Source organism: Actinobacillus pleuropneumoniae, assembly GCF_003290385.1.
Lineage (GTDB): Bacteria > Pseudomonadota > Gammaproteobacteria > Enterobacterales > Pasteurellaceae > Actinobacillus > Actinobacillus lignieresii.
Genome location: NZ_CP030753.1, coordinates 1008533 through 1024270 on the forward strand (window position 1 = coordinate 1008533; position 15738 = coordinate 1024270).

The 15738-nt window shown below is 41.6% G+C and carries 17 protein-coding genes; 11 read left to right on the forward strand and 6 right to left on the reverse strand.

The features are described from left to right. Positions 1-64: 64 nt before the first annotated feature. Genes DRF63_RS04575 through DRF63_RS04595 form a run of 5 tightly spaced genes read left to right on the forward strand, consistent with a single transcriptional unit; the run spans position 65 to position 2433 of the window. Positions 65-754, forward strand: coding sequence for a Fic family protein (locus DRF63_RS04575; RefSeq protein WP_005597366.1), 690 nt, complete (start codon positions 65-67; stop codon positions 752-754). Positions 755-761: 7 nt separating this feature from the next. Continuing rightward, positions 762-1073: a YqcC family protein gene (locus tag DRF63_RS04580; RefSeq protein WP_005597367.1), complete on the forward strand. Its 312-nt coding sequence runs from the start codon at positions 762-764 to the stop codon at positions 1071-1073. Continuing rightward, a complete protein-coding gene (gene truC, locus DRF63_RS04585) occupies positions 1074-1808 on the forward strand; it encodes a tRNA pseudouridine(65) synthase TruC (protein ID WP_005597368.1) in 735 nt (244 codons plus the stop codon). 11 nt (positions 1809-1819) lie between these two features. Continuing rightward, positions 1820-1984 (forward strand): YoaH family protein, encoded by a 165-nt coding sequence (locus DRF63_RS04590; RefSeq protein ID WP_005597369.1) that lies wholly within the window; start codon positions 1820-1822, stop codon positions 1982-1984. Next, positions 1981-2433 (forward strand): hypothetical protein, encoded by a 453-nt coding sequence (locus DRF63_RS04595; RefSeq protein WP_005597370.1) that lies wholly within the window; start codon positions 1981-1983, stop codon positions 2431-2433. Before DRF63_RS04590 ends, DRF63_RS04595 begins: the two co-directional genes overlap by 4 nt. 43 nt (positions 2434-2476) lie before the next feature. Here the strand turns inward: DRF63_RS04595 and DRF63_RS04600 are convergent, their stop codons facing one another. Further along, positions 2477-3316, reverse strand: a complete 840-nt coding sequence (locus DRF63_RS04600) for a CYTH domain-containing protein (RefSeq protein WP_005597371.1) — start codon at positions 3314-3316, stop codon at positions 2477-2479. A 67-nt stretch (positions 3317-3383) separates the two neighbouring features. Between DRF63_RS04600 and DRF63_RS04605 the strand changes: the two genes are divergently transcribed. From DRF63_RS04605 to serS, 3 genes are all read left to right on the forward strand, one after another. Further along, positions 3384-4793 carry a YcjX family GTP-binding protein gene (locus DRF63_RS04605; protein WP_043991824.1) on the forward strand — a complete coding sequence of 470 codons (1410 nt, stop codon included), beginning with the start codon at positions 3384-3386 and terminating at the stop codon, positions 4791-4793. Positions 4794-4926: 133 nt separating this feature from the next. Beyond that, complete coding sequence (gene smpB, locus DRF63_RS04610; protein ID WP_005597373.1) at positions 4927-5406, forward strand: SsrA-binding protein SmpB; 480 nt, start codon at positions 4927-4929, stop codon at positions 5404-5406. Between the two features lie 117 nt (positions 5407-5523). Continuing rightward, on the forward strand, positions 5524-6831 hold the full coding sequence (serS, locus tag DRF63_RS04615) for a serine--tRNA ligase (RefSeq protein WP_005597374.1): 1308 nt from the start codon (positions 5524-5526) through the stop codon (positions 6829-6831). 70 nt (positions 6832-6901) lie between these two features. On the opposite strand, the gene DRF63_RS04620 is transcribed toward serS, so the two are convergent. The 3 genes from DRF63_RS04620 to pepE form a co-directional block, all read right to left on the reverse strand. Further along, positions 6902-8170, reverse strand: a complete 1269-nt coding sequence (locus DRF63_RS04620; RefSeq protein ID WP_043991820.1) for a M20 family metallo-hydrolase — start codon at positions 8168-8170, stop codon at positions 6902-6904. A 93-nt stretch (positions 8171-8263) separates the two neighbouring features. Next, entirely contained in the window at positions 8264-9556 is a 1293-nt protein-coding gene (gene dcuC / locus DRF63_RS04625; RefSeq protein WP_005597377.1) for a C4-dicarboxylate transporter DcuC, read from the reverse strand. A 10-nt stretch (positions 9557-9566) separates the two neighbouring features. Further along, positions 9567-10271 carry a dipeptidase PepE gene (gene pepE, locus DRF63_RS04630; RefSeq protein WP_005597380.1) on the reverse strand — a complete coding sequence of 235 codons (705 nt, stop codon included), beginning with the start codon at positions 10269-10271 and terminating at the stop codon, positions 9567-9569. A 251-nt stretch (positions 10272-10522) separates the two neighbouring features. Between pepE and leuS the strand changes: the two genes are divergently transcribed. From leuS to holA, 3 genes are all read left to right on the forward strand, one after another. After that, positions 10523-13108 (forward strand): leucine--tRNA ligase, encoded by a 2586-nt coding sequence (leuS, locus tag DRF63_RS04635; RefSeq protein ID WP_005597382.1) that lies wholly within the window; start codon positions 10523-10525, stop codon positions 13106-13108. A gap of 107 nt (positions 13109-13215) precedes the next feature. Beyond that, positions 13216-13710 carry an LPS-assembly lipoprotein LptE gene (locus DRF63_RS04640; protein WP_005597385.1) on the forward strand — a complete coding sequence of 165 codons (495 nt, stop codon included), beginning with the start codon at positions 13216-13218 and terminating at the stop codon, positions 13708-13710. Between the two features lie 108 nt (positions 13711-13818). Beyond that, on the forward strand, positions 13819-14844 hold the full coding sequence (holA, locus tag DRF63_RS04645; RefSeq protein ID WP_005612206.1) for a DNA polymerase III subunit delta: 1026 nt from the start codon (positions 13819-13821) through the stop codon (positions 14842-14844). 76 nt (positions 14845-14920) lie between these two features. Here the strand turns inward: holA and yacG are convergent, their stop codons facing one another. Next, positions 14921-15109, reverse strand: a complete 189-nt coding sequence (yacG, locus tag DRF63_RS04650; protein WP_005597388.1) for a DNA gyrase inhibitor YacG — start codon at positions 15107-15109, stop codon at positions 14921-14923. Further along, on the reverse strand, positions 15091-15729 hold the full coding sequence (gene coaE, locus DRF63_RS04655; RefSeq protein WP_005597390.1) for a dephospho-CoA kinase: 639 nt from the start codon (positions 15727-15729) through the stop codon (positions 15091-15093). Before coaE ends, yacG begins: the two co-directional genes overlap by 19 nt. Positions 15730-15738 lie beyond the last annotated feature (9 nt).

Below are 15738 nucleotides of genomic sequence, written 5' to 3' on the forward strand. Positions count from 1 at the left end.
TATTACCAAACTTCATAAAATGCGGACTTTGCTTGATAAGCATCGTCCTCTCAATGTCGCCGTAATGAAAAACATTCAAGCGGATTTAATGCTGAAATATAATCAGCAATCCAATGCGATAGAGGGAAATACATTAGATATATTTGAAACACGCGTACTACTTGAAAGCGGAATTACCGCCAACGGTAAACCGTTTAAAGATCATTTAGATATTATTAGCCATCAAGAGGCGATTGGTTACTTAACTGATCTCGTAAAAGAAAATGCACCGCTAACAGAAGCGACAATAAAAAATTTCCATTATTTGTTACTACAAAAAACCGATAAAGCACGAGAAGCCGGGCAATACCGTAATGTACCGGTAGTCATTAACGGTGCGGAACATCAACCGCCACAACCTTTTTTAGTTCATCCGCAAATGGAAGAATTAATGCTTTGGAACCAAGAAAATCTCAATACATTGGAACCGATTGAACGCATTGCTATGCTACATAACAAATTTGTGGCGATTCATCCTTTTATTGATGGTAATGGACGTACCGGGCGTTTATTGATGAATTTAGAATTAATGAAAGCCGGTTTCCAAGTGACTATTTTAAAAGCGGAGAATCGAGCTGACTATTATCGTGCATTGGCGTTAGGTGATTTAGGCAATTATCAACCAATCACGGAGTTTATTGCGAAAGCCGTTTATGAAACTATGGAACGTACCTTAAACCTGATTTACCCAAACTGGATTAACGAACTTAATTAAATAAAATATGAAAACCAAAGTTAGACAACACTTAACCGATTTAGAAATTGCATTACGTACGCATAAGCAATGGGATGCGGTTGCACCAAGCTTGGAAGATTTAGCGAACGATCAGCCGTTTTGTATCGGCACACTTAGCCCGACTCAATGGTTACAATGGGTTTTTATTCCTCGTATGCACGCACTTTTAGACGCCGGTGCGGATTTACCACGCAACTTTTCGATTACGCCTTACTTGGAAGAAGCCCTAAAAGACGAAAGCTATTTAAAAGCAATTCATCAGCCGGTGTTATTGATTGAATTATTATTAAAGGACTAAATGGAACTGGAAATTTTATATCGTGATGATGAACTGATTGCAATCAACAAACCGGCAGGCATGTTAGTCCACCGTTCATGGCTGGATAAACACGAAACGCAATTTGCAATGCAAACGTTACGTGATCAAATCGGTCAGCACGTTTTCCCAGTTCATCGCTTAGATCGCCCGACTTCCGGTGTGTTATTGTTTGCATTAAATAGTAAAATGGCTCGCTTAATGAGCGAACAGTTTGAACAGCACCAACTGGAAAAAGGCTATTTAGCGGTAGTACGAGGCTATCTGCTCGACAAAGGCGAGATTGATTATCCGCTAAAAGTGATTTTAGACAAAATTGCCGATAAGTTTTCGCAACCGAAAGAAGCACAGCAAGCGGTCACATTTTACCAAAATCTTGCAAGTGTCGAAATGCCCTATCCGGCAGGCAAACATCAAACCGCACGTTACAGTTTGGTTGAATTATTACCGAAAACCGGACGAAAGCATCAACTTCGCCGCCATATGAAGCATCTATTTCATCCGATTATGGGCGATACTAAATATGGTGACTTGCACCAAAATCGTACTCTAACCGAGAAAACCGGTTGCGACCGATTAATGCTACATTCGCATTTTTTGAAATTTACGCATCCGAAAACCGCGCAGAAAATCGAAATTTTTGCACCGCTTGACGAACAATGGCAAAATGTATTTCTTACCTTTAACTGGAATTTCCCAATATTTTTTTCAATCTGATATAAACTAATATGGATAATGCATTACTGTCTTTAACACACGAGCAGCAACAAGCTGCAGTTGAACAAATTCAAGAATTGATGGCGCAAGGCGTAAGTAGCGGCGAAGCAATTCAAATTATTGCCAATCGTTTAAGAGAAGCACACCAAAACAATACATCGGAGAACAATTCATGAAAAAATTATTCGCTATCGCAATGTTAAGTTGTGCCAGTATTTTCGGCTACGCTGAAACTCCGGCGACCAATATGCAACCTATGCTAAAAGTACAAGTATTGGATATGAGTAATAAAGTCGGTAGAGCGGTTGAAAATAATCGACTTTCGTTAAGTAAAACACACCAGCTGTGTTGGGTCGTATTTAATATGCCGTTTAAAGCAAGTAACGAAGTGATCGAAATCTTTCAATCTCCTGCACCTTCAAAATTTGGTTCGGCTGCCGGCAGCGTAAGCACTTCCGCAGATCGCTTAACGCATAAAATTACTACTCGTATGACGAGTTCCAATAATGAACGTCTAGATAACTGTTGGCGATTTGAAAAGAGTGACCCGAAAGGAAAATATAGTTTAACCATTCAAGTTAATGACATCATTTTCCCACCTCAAACATTTGAAGTAACCAAATAAAGCAAACGCCACTATGCACGATGATAGTGGCGTTCTTTTTATTTTAGTTTTTCGCTAAACGTTGTTCGATTTTTGCTAGATTCTCTTCAAAATAGGCTTTGCTTGTTAAATATTGCTGCGCTTGCGCCCAACTGTTTAATTGCAAACCGGCTAATTGATTAAAACAATCTAGCACTTCCAAATCTTGCTCAACGGTACGAATATAATCCGCTAATTGTTGCAGTAACGCTTCACCGGAACTACTCTCGATCGCTTTGCTAATTTGTTGCTTAAATTTAACCGCTTGTCCAACTAAATAACCTCGTTGCGCTTTGCTTAAATTGCTAAACCACATACCGTCTTGGCGTGGAATTTGTTTTAGTAAAGCCAATATATCAGTTAAGCTGCCGCTTTTAAGTTCCAACTCCAATTCACAAATCGCTTCTTCTCCAAAACCGTTTTTGATCATACCTTGATCTAATGCCACTTCAATTTGCGATTGATTAAGCCCGACTAGCCATTTACGGCGAGTAAAATCGGTACTAAAAGTTGGCGAAAGCTGTTGCGCAATCTGTTCCGCTTGCGGGATTTGCAAATTAAAGTGCGAATTTAACCGCTTGAAATCCGGCTGGTAGCTTGCCAACGGTAAGTTATATTCGGGACGAATATGCAACCCATCGACAATTTCACCCTTGGTTTTTAAAGTCATCTCGTACTTTTGATTATGGTTACGTACACGTAACCCCATCTTGCTCTGGGCAAAAAACTGTTCCGGCGTATCAAAATAAGTATTCCCTAATATATCGGTTGCTTGCGCTAAAACATTCTGTTGTGTAAACCAATCCGCCAATGCTTCTACATTCTCCGCTTTTAGCATGATTTTTAGCTCGATTTCATTTTCCATTAAGGTTATCCCGTTTATTTAGTTGTATAATTCAATTTATTTTAGCAATTTACAGCGTATTCGAGAAATGTTTAACAAAATCCAAAACAAACTGCACAAATTTGTGCAACGCGGTTTAGACAATCATCTTCGCCTTGCCGTGACCGGTTTAAGCCGTAGCGGCAAAACTGCATTTATTACCAGTTTTGTCGATCAGCTATTGCATATCAATAAAGATAGCCATGCGCACGTCAATTTATTTGGAGCAGCTCGCAACGGGCAAATCCTTTCGGTAAAGCGAGTTGAACAGGGCGACTTAACTATTCCCCGTTTTGAATACGATAAAAACCGCCAATGTTTGGAAAATGATCCGCCTGTATGGGCACCTTCCACCACAGGTATCAGCGAAATTCGCTTAGCAATCCGTTACCAACGCCAAGACGGTTTACTCAAACATTTAAAAGAAACCGGTACGCTCTACTTGGATATTTTCGATTATCCGGGCGAGTGGCTGTTGGACTTACCGCTACTCTCGCAATCTTTCAAGCAATGGTCGCAAGCTCAGCAATTAGTGCATAAAGGAAAACGTGCGGAACTGGCGCAGCCTTGGTTACAAGCGGTCAAAAAATTAGATCTTTTTGCCAAAGCGGACGAAAACCAACTTGCCGAATTAAGCGAAATTTACACGGCTTATTTGTTGGAATGTAAACAAGCCGGTATGCAATATATTCAGCCGGGACGATTTGTATTACCGACTGAAAATTCAAAAGGTGCGCCGGTTTTTCAGTTCTTTCCGTTATTAGATTTAAGTGAAGCGGATTGGGAAAAACTCGAGAACTCGCCGGCAAACAGTACATTCCAAATGCTTAAAAAACGTTACAATCAATATCAGCAAAAGATTGTTAAACCGTTTTATGAAGACTATTTTTCACAATTCGACCGTCAAGTGATTCTTGCCGATTGTTTAACGCCGTTAAACCACGGCTTAGAGGCATTTTTAGAAATGAAAATCGGCTTGCAGCAATTGTTTAAACATTTTCATTATGGCAATCGTTCGTTATTTCATCGCCTGTTTTCGTCCAATATCGATAAGCTATTATTTATTGCGACCAAAGCGGATCATATCACCAGCGATCAACTACCGAATTTAGAAAGCCTGATGCGTCAATTAGTGCAAGAAGGCGGACGACACGCCGCTTTTGACGGTATTGAAACCGGCTATCACGCTATTTCGGCAATTCGAGCGACCGATCCGGTGGTGGTTACCCAAAACGGTACGCAAATTAAAGCGATTCGAGGTATTCGTTCAACCGATAAAAAACAAGTAACGCTTTACCCCGGCACAGTACCAAGCCGCTTGCCTGATGCAAACTATTGGCAGTTTAACCGATTTGAGTTCGACCAATTCGAGCCTAAACCACTCGCCTACAGCGAATCGATTCCGCATTTACGTATGGATGCGGTATTACAGTTCTTATTGGCAGATATGTTGGAATAGTCATCACAAGCGGTTATTTTTGCAAAATTTTTCGCAAATTTAACCGCTTGTCACTTGATTTTAAACGGTTACTGTTCACTGTTAGGCGGCTTTGCGGTAGAATCTTATAAATTTTTCTCAATCTTTTTAAATTATGGCAAAAAAACCAAAAGTAGCTTCGAATACGATTGCGTTGAATAAACGTGCTCGTCATGAATATTTTATCGAAGAAGAAATTGAAGCCGGCTTAGAATTACAAGGCTGGGAAGTAAAATCGTTGCGTGCCGGTAAAGCGAATATCGGCGACAGTTACGTGACATTTCGTAACGGCGAAGCGTTTCTATTCGGTGCAACCATCACACCATTAAATATGGCTTCTACTCACATTGTTTGTGATCCGACTCGCACCCGTAAATTATTATTGAATAAACGTGAATTAGATTCGCTATTCGGTAAAGTAAATCGAGACGGTATGACGATTGTGGCATTATCGCTCTACTGGAAAAACGCGTGGGCGAAAGTGAAAGTCGGCATAGCAAAAGGTAAAAAACTACACGATAAACGTGAGGACATTAAAGACCGTGAATGGCAAGTAGCGAAACAGCGTATTATGAAAAACGCAAATCGTGGCTAATTTCAAAAACTACGGATAACAGCAAGCACGGAACAAGCGGTCAAATTTGACCTGTTTTTTGCCTCTCCGTGTTGCCTGTGCCGTCCGTGGTCACAATTAAAAATTAAGGAATAAAAAATGATCGACCAAAATCTTCTTCGTACTAATTTAGACGATGTTGCAAATGCACTTAAAGTTAAACGTGGTTTTACCCTTGATGTAGAGCGTGTAAAAGCATTGGAAGAAAAACGTAAAGCACTTCAAGTTAAAACAGAAACCTTACAAGCGGAACGTAACGCCCGTTCGAAAAATATCGGTGCGGCAAAAGCTCGCGGCGAAGATATTTCTGCGTTATTAGCGGAAGTGTATAATATGGGTAACGAATTAAACGAAGCGAAAGTCGCTTTAGACCAAGTTCAAGCGGAAATTCGTGAATTACTCTTATCTGTGCCGAACTTACCGGCTGACGAAGTACCGTTAGGTAAAGACGACACGGAAAACTTAGAAGTGTCACGTTGGGGCGAGCCTCGTCAATTTGACTTTGAAGTAAAAGATCACGTGGCATTAGGTGAGGCGTTAAACGGTTTAGATTTTGCTGCCGGCGTAAAATTAACCGCTAGCCGTTTTGTGGTCATGAAAGGTAAACTTGCTCGTTTACACCGTGCTTTATCGCAATTTATGTTAGATCTTCATACCGAACAACACGGTTATGTGGAAACAAATGTACCGTTCTTAGTGAATCACGACACGCTGTTCGGTACCGGTCAATTACCGAAATTCGGTGAAGATTTATTCCATACTCAACCATTAACCGGTCAAGATCCTAACGAAACGCAACGTCCGTTCAGCTTAATTCCAACGGCGGAAGTACCGGTAACAAACTTAGTGCGTGACGAAATTATTGATGAAGACAGCTTACCGTTACGTTATACGGCACACACGCCGTGTTTCCGTTCTGAAGCAGGTTCTTACGGTCGTGACACACGCGGTTTAATTCGTATGCACCAATTCGAAAAAGTGGAAATGGTACAGATCGTTGCACCGGAAAAATCAATGGAAGCGTTAGAAGAATTAACCGGTCACGCTGAAAAAGTATTACAACTTTTAGGCTTACCATACCGTAAAGTTTTACTTTGTACCGGCGATATGGGCTTCGGTTCAGCAAAAACTTATGACTTAGAAGTTTGGTTACCGGCACAAAATACTTACCGTGAGATTTCTTCTTGCTCAAATATGTGGGATTTCCAAGCTCGCCGTATGTCTGCACGTTGCAAAGCGAAAGGCGATAAGAAAACTCGCTTAGTCCACACCTTAAACGGCTCAGGTTTAGCGGTGGGTCGTACGTTAGTTGCGGTACTTGAAAACTATCAAAACGCTGACGGTTCAATCACTGTTCCGGAAGTATTATGTCCATATATGGGCGGTGTGGAAGTGATTACCGCTTAACGAAATATTCTTATCAAGTAGAAAAGCCAACTCAAATTTGCCGAGTTGGCTTTTATTTTTTCAAATATTCCTAATTCAATAATCTCTGAATTAATGTAGTATAGATATTTGCACCGGTAAGTAATTGTTTTTCATCAAAATCAAACTCGGCTTCGTGATGACCCGCAGTACGATCCGCTCCGACAATAAAATAAATTGCTTTACCGCCTCGCTCTTGTACTCTTCTGCCTAGAATCGTCGCATCCTCACTTGCATTAAAAGCATAGTCAGAGGTCGAATCATGCACTTCAGGTTGAGCAATCGCAATGTCCTCAATCAATTTAATTAATTCCGGATCATTAACCATATCAACAGCTTCGCCCATGATTTCCGTTTCATAGCTTACACCGAAACTGATCGCAATACCTTGCGCAATCTGCATAACTTGATCAACCATATACTGATTAATCTCTTTATTCTCACCTCGAACTTCCAATTGAAGTTCTGCTTTTGAAGGAATAACATTACGTCCTTCTCCCGCTTTCAATACCCCGACATTAATTCTCGTCATACCTTGCCCATGGCGAGCAATACCATGCAATTGAGTGACCGCATGTGCCGCTGCAAGTAATGCGTTTTTACCGACTTGCGGAGCCGCACCGGCATGAGCCGGTTGTCCGAAATATCGAATATCAATTTTAGTGGTTGAAAGAAAATTACGAGGGTTTGCCAACACCGTTCCGCTATTAGCACAGAAACTGATATGTGAACTGGCAAAATAGTCCGCATCGTCAATTACACCGCTTGCAGCGATTGCCGCAGCACCTCTAACCCCTTCTTCAGCCGGTTGGAATACTATTTTTACTTTACCGCTATATTTGTCTTTATTCTGCGATAACCACAATGCCGTTGCCAATCCCATTGCAATATGTCCGTCATGCCCGCAAGCATGCATAAAACCGTTATTTAATGATGCAAATCCCAATTGATTGGGAATATGAACATCCGATTTTGTTTCCGACACATTCACACAATCTATATCAAAACGTAACGCAACCGTTTTGCCTGCTTTGCCCGAATCAAAAACCGCGACACATCCCGTATATCCATCCATTCTATCGAGCCATTTTTGTTTTGCTCCATATGTAATTGCATTCGTAATACCTTGCTCGACCACATTTTTATTGCGACCGCGTACAAATTCCTCATTAATAATTTTCTTACCTAATAATAATTCAGCGCCCATTTCGTCTAAATAGTCGGCAATACGGCTTGTTGTCCAAAACTCAGACCAACCTGTTTCCGGGAAACGATGGAACTCTCTGCGCCAAGCTATAAGTTTTTCTAAATCGATTGACATAATCACCACCTATCATCCTAATTTAATCAGATAAAAAATAAGCCGCACTTTTGGGGTGCAGATCATTTCAGTGCGGCTTTTCCTTAATATGTTTTACAACATAAACAACGCCAAGAACAAGGTGGCTAAAATCATACCCGGTGCGGTACGTTTTACCATCTCGACCGGACTGACCATAGCCAAGCCCGCACAAACAATGGTTACCCCAGCAATCGGTGACATTGTACGACCGATAGCACCGGCGATCGCTGCCGCCATACCTAAATTCACATGGGTATAACCCAATTCCACTGCGTGAGGCGTTACTGCAGTATTAAACGCAATCGCCGCCGCATCGCCCGAACCGGTCACAATCCCCATTAGGAACGGACCGATAGTCGCCCCCCAACGGACAAATTCATTTGAGTGTTTAAGGAATTCAATTGCCGAATCTACCGCACCAGTTGCTTTTAAGCCGGATACAAATACGCTTGCGGCAATAATAATACCGAGAACATTAGCATACGAATTACCCATACCGTTGAAGAATTCTTCGGTAATTTTCACTGGCGAAATACGCGTAACAATAATTGCATAAATCGCACCGATTAACATCGCTTGCGGTACGCCCATTTTTGTCCATTCTAAGCCCGGTGTTTTTTGTAATTCTGTACCACCGATAACAAGGATAATTAACGGTAATAACGGAGCAAGCGCATATAACGGATTAACGCCGCTAAACTTGGTTTCCGCATTTTGGTTTTCAGCTAAATAAGCTTTACGATGCTCTTCACCGTAATCTTTAAAAATGATTGCCATTAAAGTCAAAGCGACTGCGCCGATAGCGCCGGCGATCATGGTATAAGGCGCATGGGAAAGGTTCACTTCGGTAATAGTTAAATTCGACATTTCACTAATCATTGCCGAGTGAGAAGAACCCGGGCTCATCATCGAACCGAATGTTCCTGCCAAAATCGCCGCACCGGCGGTTGCAGGGCGTACTCCCGCACTTTTTAATACCGGAATTAAGGTTGCCCCCACCGCAGCCGCACAACCTGCCGCAGACGGAATCGCAATGTTAATAAAGAAAGTAATAATGGTCGCAATCGGGATTAAAAAGAATTTAAGACCGCTTAACGGTTTAGTCAGCAAATGCACCAAATGCGTATCGCATTGGGTATATTTCATTACATAGGCAAAACCCATACTGGAACAAATCGCCATAATCAGACCGCTTGAAGTCATTGATTTAGCAAAGGCATCTAATGCTCCCATCGGATTAAGCGTTACAACCGACATAATCAAACCGATACCGATTAATACCGTTCGGGTTTCATATTTTTTAATCAACAGGTAAACCGTGACCACAATGCCGAGAATGGCAACAAAAGGTTTGAGTTCATCCATAATAAATTCCTTAGTAATTAAATGTTGAATTTACCGCTTTAGTATCAAGTTGCATTTTTTCACTAAAACAGAGAATATCTTGTGCACCAAGTACGGTCGCTTGTTCGCCTTGAATATGTAATGCGGTACCTTCCGGCATTGCATAAACCAAAGATTGCGGATTAACGATTAAAAATTCTTCTAAACGCTCTTCTCGACTTTCGCCGTTATGCCCTTGCATTTTGCCGGAAATAAAGTGCGGATTAATTTGATGCGGAAAGAGATTTAACGCATTAAAAGACGGCGGGTAAGTAATCGGCATATCATTGGTAGTCATAATCGAGCTGCCTGCGACATTCGCACCGGCACTCCAGCCGAAATAAGGCGTTCCGCTATTGACTTTGGCTCGAATGGCATCCAGTAAGTCATGCTCATACATTTGCTTCAATAAACAAAACGTATTACCGCCGCCAATTGCGATTACATCCGCTTGTTCGATAATATCGCGATGTTGTTTACCTCGATGCACCGATACGATCTCAAGCTCTAAAGATTGTAATGCGTTTTTTACGGCCGTTTCATATTCATCAAATGAACGACGTACTCCCGCATACGGTACGAAAGCGACTTTCTTACCTTTATAATCTGCTAAGAATTGTGCTAACCACGGTAAAGTATGTACTAAATAAGCCGTATCCTTATATTTGGAACCACTCATTAACAACATATTTTTCATATTGACTCTCCTCTATAATTTTATAGATTCACATTATCCCGTTAGATAAATAAAAAGCAAAAACAAAACTTCTATTTTTTGACAGTTGTCACAAAATAAAATACGTTTCCTACAAATTACTTCTTTACTTTCGGATAATTTCCTTCGCTTGCAAAAAATCCCTAAAATCCGACCGCTTGCCATTCAAAAAAAGTCGTTTTTAAGGTATGCTAACAGTAATTTTTTTCGATAAGATTCAAAGGTTAAAATTTATGCAACAACAATATAACCCAAGTGCAATTGAACCTAAAGTTCAGCAATTCTGGGCAGAAAATAAAGTTTTTAAAGCGGTTAAAGATGTAACAAAAGAGAAATACTATTGCCTTTCAATGTTGCCGTATCCGTCCGGTAAATTACATATGGGTCACGTACGTAACTATACAATCGGTGATGTGGTTTCTCGTTATCAACGTATGATTGGTAAAAACGTGTTACAGCCGATGGGTTGGGATGCTTTCGGTTTACCGGCGGAAGGTGCGGCGGTAAAAAATAACACGGCGCCGGCAAAATGGACGTACGAAAATATCGAATATATGAAAGGTCAGCTCAAAATGTTGGGCTTTTCTTATGACTGGGATCGAGAAGTCACCACTTGCCGTCCGGAATACTACAAATGGGAACAATGGTTCTTCACCGAACTTTACAAAAAAGGGTTAGTGTATAAAAAAACCTCAACGGTAAACTGGTGTCCGAACGATGCGACTGTGCTTGCAAACGAACAGGTGCACGAAGGTTGTTGTTGGCGTTGTGATACGCCGGTAGAACAACGTGAGATTCCTCAATGGTTTATCAAAATTACCGACTATGCCGAAGAGTTATTAACTCACTTAGATAATCTTCCGCAATGGCCTGATCAAGTAAAAACCATGCAACGTAACTGGATCGGTCGTTCTGAAGGGGTTGAAATCACCTTCAAAATCGCCGGTTCAAATGCGGAATTACCGGTTTACACCACTCGTCCGGATACCTTCTTCGGTGTGAGCTATGTTGCGATTGCCGCTGCTCATCCATTAGCGGAAATGGCGGCAGAAAACAATCCTGCACTTGCAGAATTTATTCGTGAGGCGAAAAACACCAAAGTTGCAGAAGCAGAATTAGCAACAATGGAGAAAAAAGGGATGGCAACCGGCTTGTTCGCTATCCACCCGCTAACAGATAAAGAAGTACCGGTTTGGGTTGCTAACTTCGTATTAATGCACTACGGTACAGGAGCAGTAATGGCTGTGCCGGCACACGATGAACGTGACTTTGAATTTGCTCAAAAATACGGTTTGCAAATTAATCAAGTAATTCAACCGCTTGACGGTTCCGAATGGGATTTCTCAAAAGCCGCTTATACCGAGCACGGTAAATTGATTAATTCGGCTGAATTTGACGATTTAAATTTTGAGCAAGCATTCAATGCGATTGCCGATAAATTAGAATCGATGAAAGTGGGTAAACGCCAAGTAAACTTCCGTCTGCGTGACTGGGGGGTATCTCGTCAGCGTTACTGGGGTGCGCCAATCCCAATGATGACGACCGAAGACGGCGAAGTAGTAACAGTGCCGATGCAAGATTTACCGGTCATTCTACCTGAAGATGTGGTAATGAACGGCGTACAAAGCCCGATCAAAGCTGATCCTGAGTGGGCGAAAACCACTTACAACGGCAAACCTGCGTTAAAAGAAACCGATACGTTCGATACCTTTATGGAATCGTCTTGGTACTATGCACGCTATACTTGCCCGCAATATCACGAAGGTATGTTAGATTCTGACGAGGCAAACTACTGGTTACCAGTCGATCAATATATCGGCGGTATCGAACACGCAACCATGCACTTGCTCTATTTCCGCTTCTTCCACAAATTGTTACGTGATGCGGGTATTTTGAACTCTGACGAACCGGCAACTAAACTTTTATGTCAAGGTATGGTGCTTGCTGATGCGTTCTATTACACCAGCCCGACTAACGAGCGTATTTGGGTTAGCCCGACACAAGTCACGCTTGAGCGTGATGAGAAAGGTCGCATCATCAAAGCGACTGATCCGGAAGGCCGTGAGTTAGTTCACAGCGGTATGACCAAAATGTCGAAATCGAAAAATAACGGTATCGACCCGCAAGAAATGGTGGAAAAATACGGTGCGGACACAGTACGTTTATTTATGATGTTCGCTTCACCGGCAGAAATGACGCTTGAATGGCAAGAATCCGGTGTGGAAGGTGCAAAACGCTTCTTAGGTCGTGTGTGGAATTTAGTGTATGAATATAGCCAAAATCCTGCGACAGCAGCATTAGATGTAGCCGCATTAAGCAAAGCACAAAAAGAACTTCGCCGTGACGTACACAAAACCATTGCGAAAGTGTCTGACGATATCGGTCGCCGTCAAACATTCAATACCGCAATCGCGGCGATTATGGAATTAATGAACAAGCTGACGAAAGCACCACTTGAAAACGAACAAGACAAAGCGGTAATGGCGGAAGCATTAAGTGCGGTTGTACGTATGCTTTACCCAATTACGCCACATATCTGTTTCGAATTATGGCAAGCGCTAGGTAATAACGATACGATTGACTTTGCGCCATGGGTAGTTGCAGATGAGTCAGCAATGGTTGAAGACGAAAAATTAGTTGTGGTACAAGTAAACGGTAAAGTTCGTGGTAAAGTTACCGTTTCGGCAACAGCAACCGAAGATGAAGTCAAAGCAATTGCGAAAGCGGATGCAAACGTAGCGAAATTCTTAGAAGGCGTAGAAATCGTGAAAGAAATCTATGTACCGTATAAGATGTTAAGTTTTGCGGTAAAAGCCTAATAGCCTAATAGCAATGAGGGCGAACTATGTTCGCCCTTTATTGTGAATATTACGGAAATGGGTATATGTAGCACTTCTCTACAACCCTATTTTGATTGGAGTTCCCAATGTTAAAAAAACTCTCTCTTTTAGCCGTTCTCGGTTTAACCGCTTGCGGTTGGCACTTCAAAAACAATGAAGTGCTACCGCAAGATCTGCGTACACTGACATTTGAAAGCGCCGATCAGCATAGCGATATGTCACGTACTTTACGTCATCAACTACAACTTAACGATGTAGAATTAGTTTCCGCAACAGAAGGCGTCGCTAAATTACGTCTTGTTGGTGCTTCAAGCGGCAGTAAAGTCGTTTCAGTGTTTAAACAAGCGCGTGAAGCGGAAAAATTACTCACGTTAAATGTACAAGCAATCGTGGATGTACCGAAAAAAGGCGCATATCCGTTAGAAGTTTCCGTTCACCGTACTTTCTTTGATGACTCTCGTGCCGCATTGGCAAAATCGGCAGAGCAAGAAATGATTATGAAAGATATGTATGAGCAAGCTTCTCGCCAGCTTATCATCAAAATGGCCGGTTTACATAAAGAATTAAATCAAGCTAAATAATTCATTAACCACAGATAACACGGATTTCACGCAAACAAGCAGTTAAATTCTTGCACTTTTTTGCAAGCGGGCAATCCGTGTTTATCCGTGTAATCCGTGGTTTTCAATATGCAAAAAGTTTTCCCTGAAGCACTTCCTAACCTTTTATCTAAAAGCCTCTCCCCTTTCTATCTACTGACAGGCAACGATCTTCTACTGATTAACGAAAGTAAAGATCACATCGTGCAAGCCGCTCGTTTAGCGGATTTCGATGAGAAACAAGAAGTCAGTATTGCAAATGACACAAAATGGGAAGATCTGTTTGAGGCAGCACAATCAAACGGTTTGTTCTTTAATCGCCAAATTATTATTCTCAACCTGCCAGAAGCGCCAACTGCAGCACAAATGAAAAATGTTGCGGAGTTATGCCGTTTTAGCCATCCGGATCTATTGTTGATTCTCTGCTTACCAAAATTCAGTAAGGCAATGGAAAAGCAAGCATGGTTCACACAAATCGAAGCACAAACCGTACAAATCAATTGCCAAACGCCGGAAATGGCTAAATTACCGACTTGGATCTCACATAGAGCCAAAGCTATGGAATTGCAGATTGAGCCGGAAGCCATTCAGTTGCTCTGTTATAGCTATGAAGGAAATTTATTAGCGCTAAAACAAGCGTTACAGATGCTGCAACTCCGCTTTAACGACGGAAAAATTTCACTGGCTCGCGCTAAAGAAGTGGTGGAACAATCCGCTCAATTTTCACCATTTCAATGGATTGATGCGTTATTAGAAGGCAAAATTGCTCGTGCGGAACGTATTTTAAAACATCTACAAAACGAAGAAGTTCAACCGGTTGTCTTGTTACGTATTATTCAAAAAGAGCTACTGGTGCTACTGGAAATTACTCGTTCTCCGCAACCAGTGCAAAATAGCAATCAGCCGTTATATATGGGTAATTTACGTGCGGAATTCGACCGCTTGAAGGTCTGGCAAAATCGCCGTCCTTTTTATCAAGCCGCAGTACAACGCTTAACGTATAAAAAATTGTATCAACTTATTCAACGCTTAGCGGAATTGGAAAAGCAAGTAAAACAAGAATTTAGTGATGAGATTTGGCTGGAATTAGAACGCTTTTCCGCCTATTTTGAATAGAGAAATAAAAACGGGAGCTGTTACAAGCGGTTAAATTTTATGATAAATTTGCAATAGCTTCCGTCATAGTTATTGGTTAGTAATGCCCTTCTAAATCCGAAGTCATCACATCATTCTCAACTGCCGCAATACGCTTTTCTTCATTTGCCCATTCCCCCAAATCGATCAATTGGCAACGTTCGCTACAAAACGGACGATATTTACTTTCCGGCTTCCAAATCACGTCTTGATTGCAAGTCGGACAATTTACGATAGTTTCTGACATTTGCTTTCCTTATCTTTTGCTAAATCTAAATACTGTTGGTGTAAGGCGAAGACTTGTGTTTTTATACGCTCAAGCCCCTGTTCCAACGGTAAATTATTTTCAATCACATCATCGGCATAACGCAGTCGCTCTGTTCGGCTAACTTGTGATACCATAATGCTTTTAATCGTTTCAACCTTACTTTGATCTCGCTTGGTTGCTCGTTCCAGCTGAATAGCAGGCTCTACATCAATCACGATTACTCGGTCACAAAATTCAGTAAGGTTATTTTCAATCAGTAGCGGCACCACAAATAATAAATATGGTTCGGAACAGGCTTGTATTTGGCTTAACATCTCTTGGCGAATGGCCGGATGCAACAAATTATTTAACCATATTTTCTCTTGTTCCTGTCGGAAGATGATTTGGCGTAACTTGGCTCGATCCAGTTCGCCTTGCGAGGTTAAAATCTCATCGCCGAAATGCTCGGCAATTTTGCTCAATAGCGGAGAGCCCTTTTCAACCACTTGGCGTGCAACAATATCCGCATCAATTAACGGCACCCCGAGTTCGGCAAATAAGTTTGCGACTGTCGTTTTGCCACTTCCGATTCCACCGGTTAAACCGACTACATAGCTCATTTGTAATTC

Excerpts from the sequence above, each read along its gene's own strand:
- DRF63_RS04575 (WP_005597366.1), top strand. The coding sequence starts at position 65 with ATGAAAAACATTCAAGCGGATTTAATGCTGAAATATAATCAGCAATCC.
- DRF63_RS04580 (WP_005597367.1), top strand. The coding sequence starts at position 762 with ATGAAAACCAAAGTTAGACAACACTTAACCGATTTAGAAATTGCATTA.
- truC (WP_005597368.1), top strand. The coding sequence starts at position 1,074 with ATGGAACTGGAAATTTTATATCGTGATGATGAACTGATTGCAATCAAC.
- DRF63_RS04590 (WP_005597369.1), top strand. The coding sequence starts at position 1,820 with ATGGATAATGCATTACTGTCTTTAACACACGAGCAGCAACAAGCTGCA.
- DRF63_RS04595 (WP_005597370.1), top strand. The coding sequence starts at position 1,981 with ATGAAAAAATTATTCGCTATCGCAATGTTAAGTTGTGCCAGTATTTTC.
- DRF63_RS04600 (WP_005597371.1), bottom strand. The coding sequence starts at position 3,316 with ATGGAAAATGAAATCGAGCTAAAAATCATGCTAAAAGCGGAGAATGTA.
- DRF63_RS04605 (WP_043991824.1), top strand. The coding sequence starts at position 3,384 with ATGTTTAACAAAATCCAAAACAAACTGCACAAATTTGTGCAACGCGGT.
- smpB (WP_005597373.1), top strand. The coding sequence starts at position 4,927 with ATGGCAAAAAAACCAAAAGTAGCTTCGAATACGATTGCGTTGAATAAA.
- serS (WP_005597374.1), top strand. The coding sequence starts at position 5,524 with ATGATCGACCAAAATCTTCTTCGTACTAATTTAGACGATGTTGCAAAT.
- DRF63_RS04620 (WP_043991820.1), bottom strand. The coding sequence starts at position 8,170 with ATGTCAATCGATTTAGAAAAACTTATAGCTTGGCGCAGAGAGTTCCAT.
- dcuC (WP_005597377.1), bottom strand. The coding sequence starts at position 9,556 with ATGGATGAACTCAAACCTTTTGTTGCCATTCTCGGCATTGTGGTCACG.
- pepE (WP_005597380.1), bottom strand. The coding sequence starts at position 10,271 with ATGAAAAATATGTTGTTAATGAGTGGTTCCAAATATAAGGATACGGCT.
- leuS (WP_005597382.1), top strand. The coding sequence starts at position 10,523 with ATGCAACAACAATATAACCCAAGTGCAATTGAACCTAAAGTTCAGCAA.
- DRF63_RS04640 (WP_005597385.1), top strand. The coding sequence starts at position 13,216 with ATGTTAAAAAAACTCTCTCTTTTAGCCGTTCTCGGTTTAACCGCTTGC.
- holA (WP_005612206.1), top strand. The coding sequence starts at position 13,819 with ATGCAAAAAGTTTTCCCTGAAGCACTTCCTAACCTTTTATCTAAAAGC.
- yacG (WP_005597388.1), bottom strand. The coding sequence starts at position 15,109 with ATGTCAGAAACTATCGTAAATTGTCCGACTTGCAATCAAGACGTGATT.
- coaE (WP_005597390.1), bottom strand. The coding sequence starts at position 15,729 with ATGAGCTATGTAGTCGGTTTAACCGGTGGAATCGGAAGTGGCAAAACG.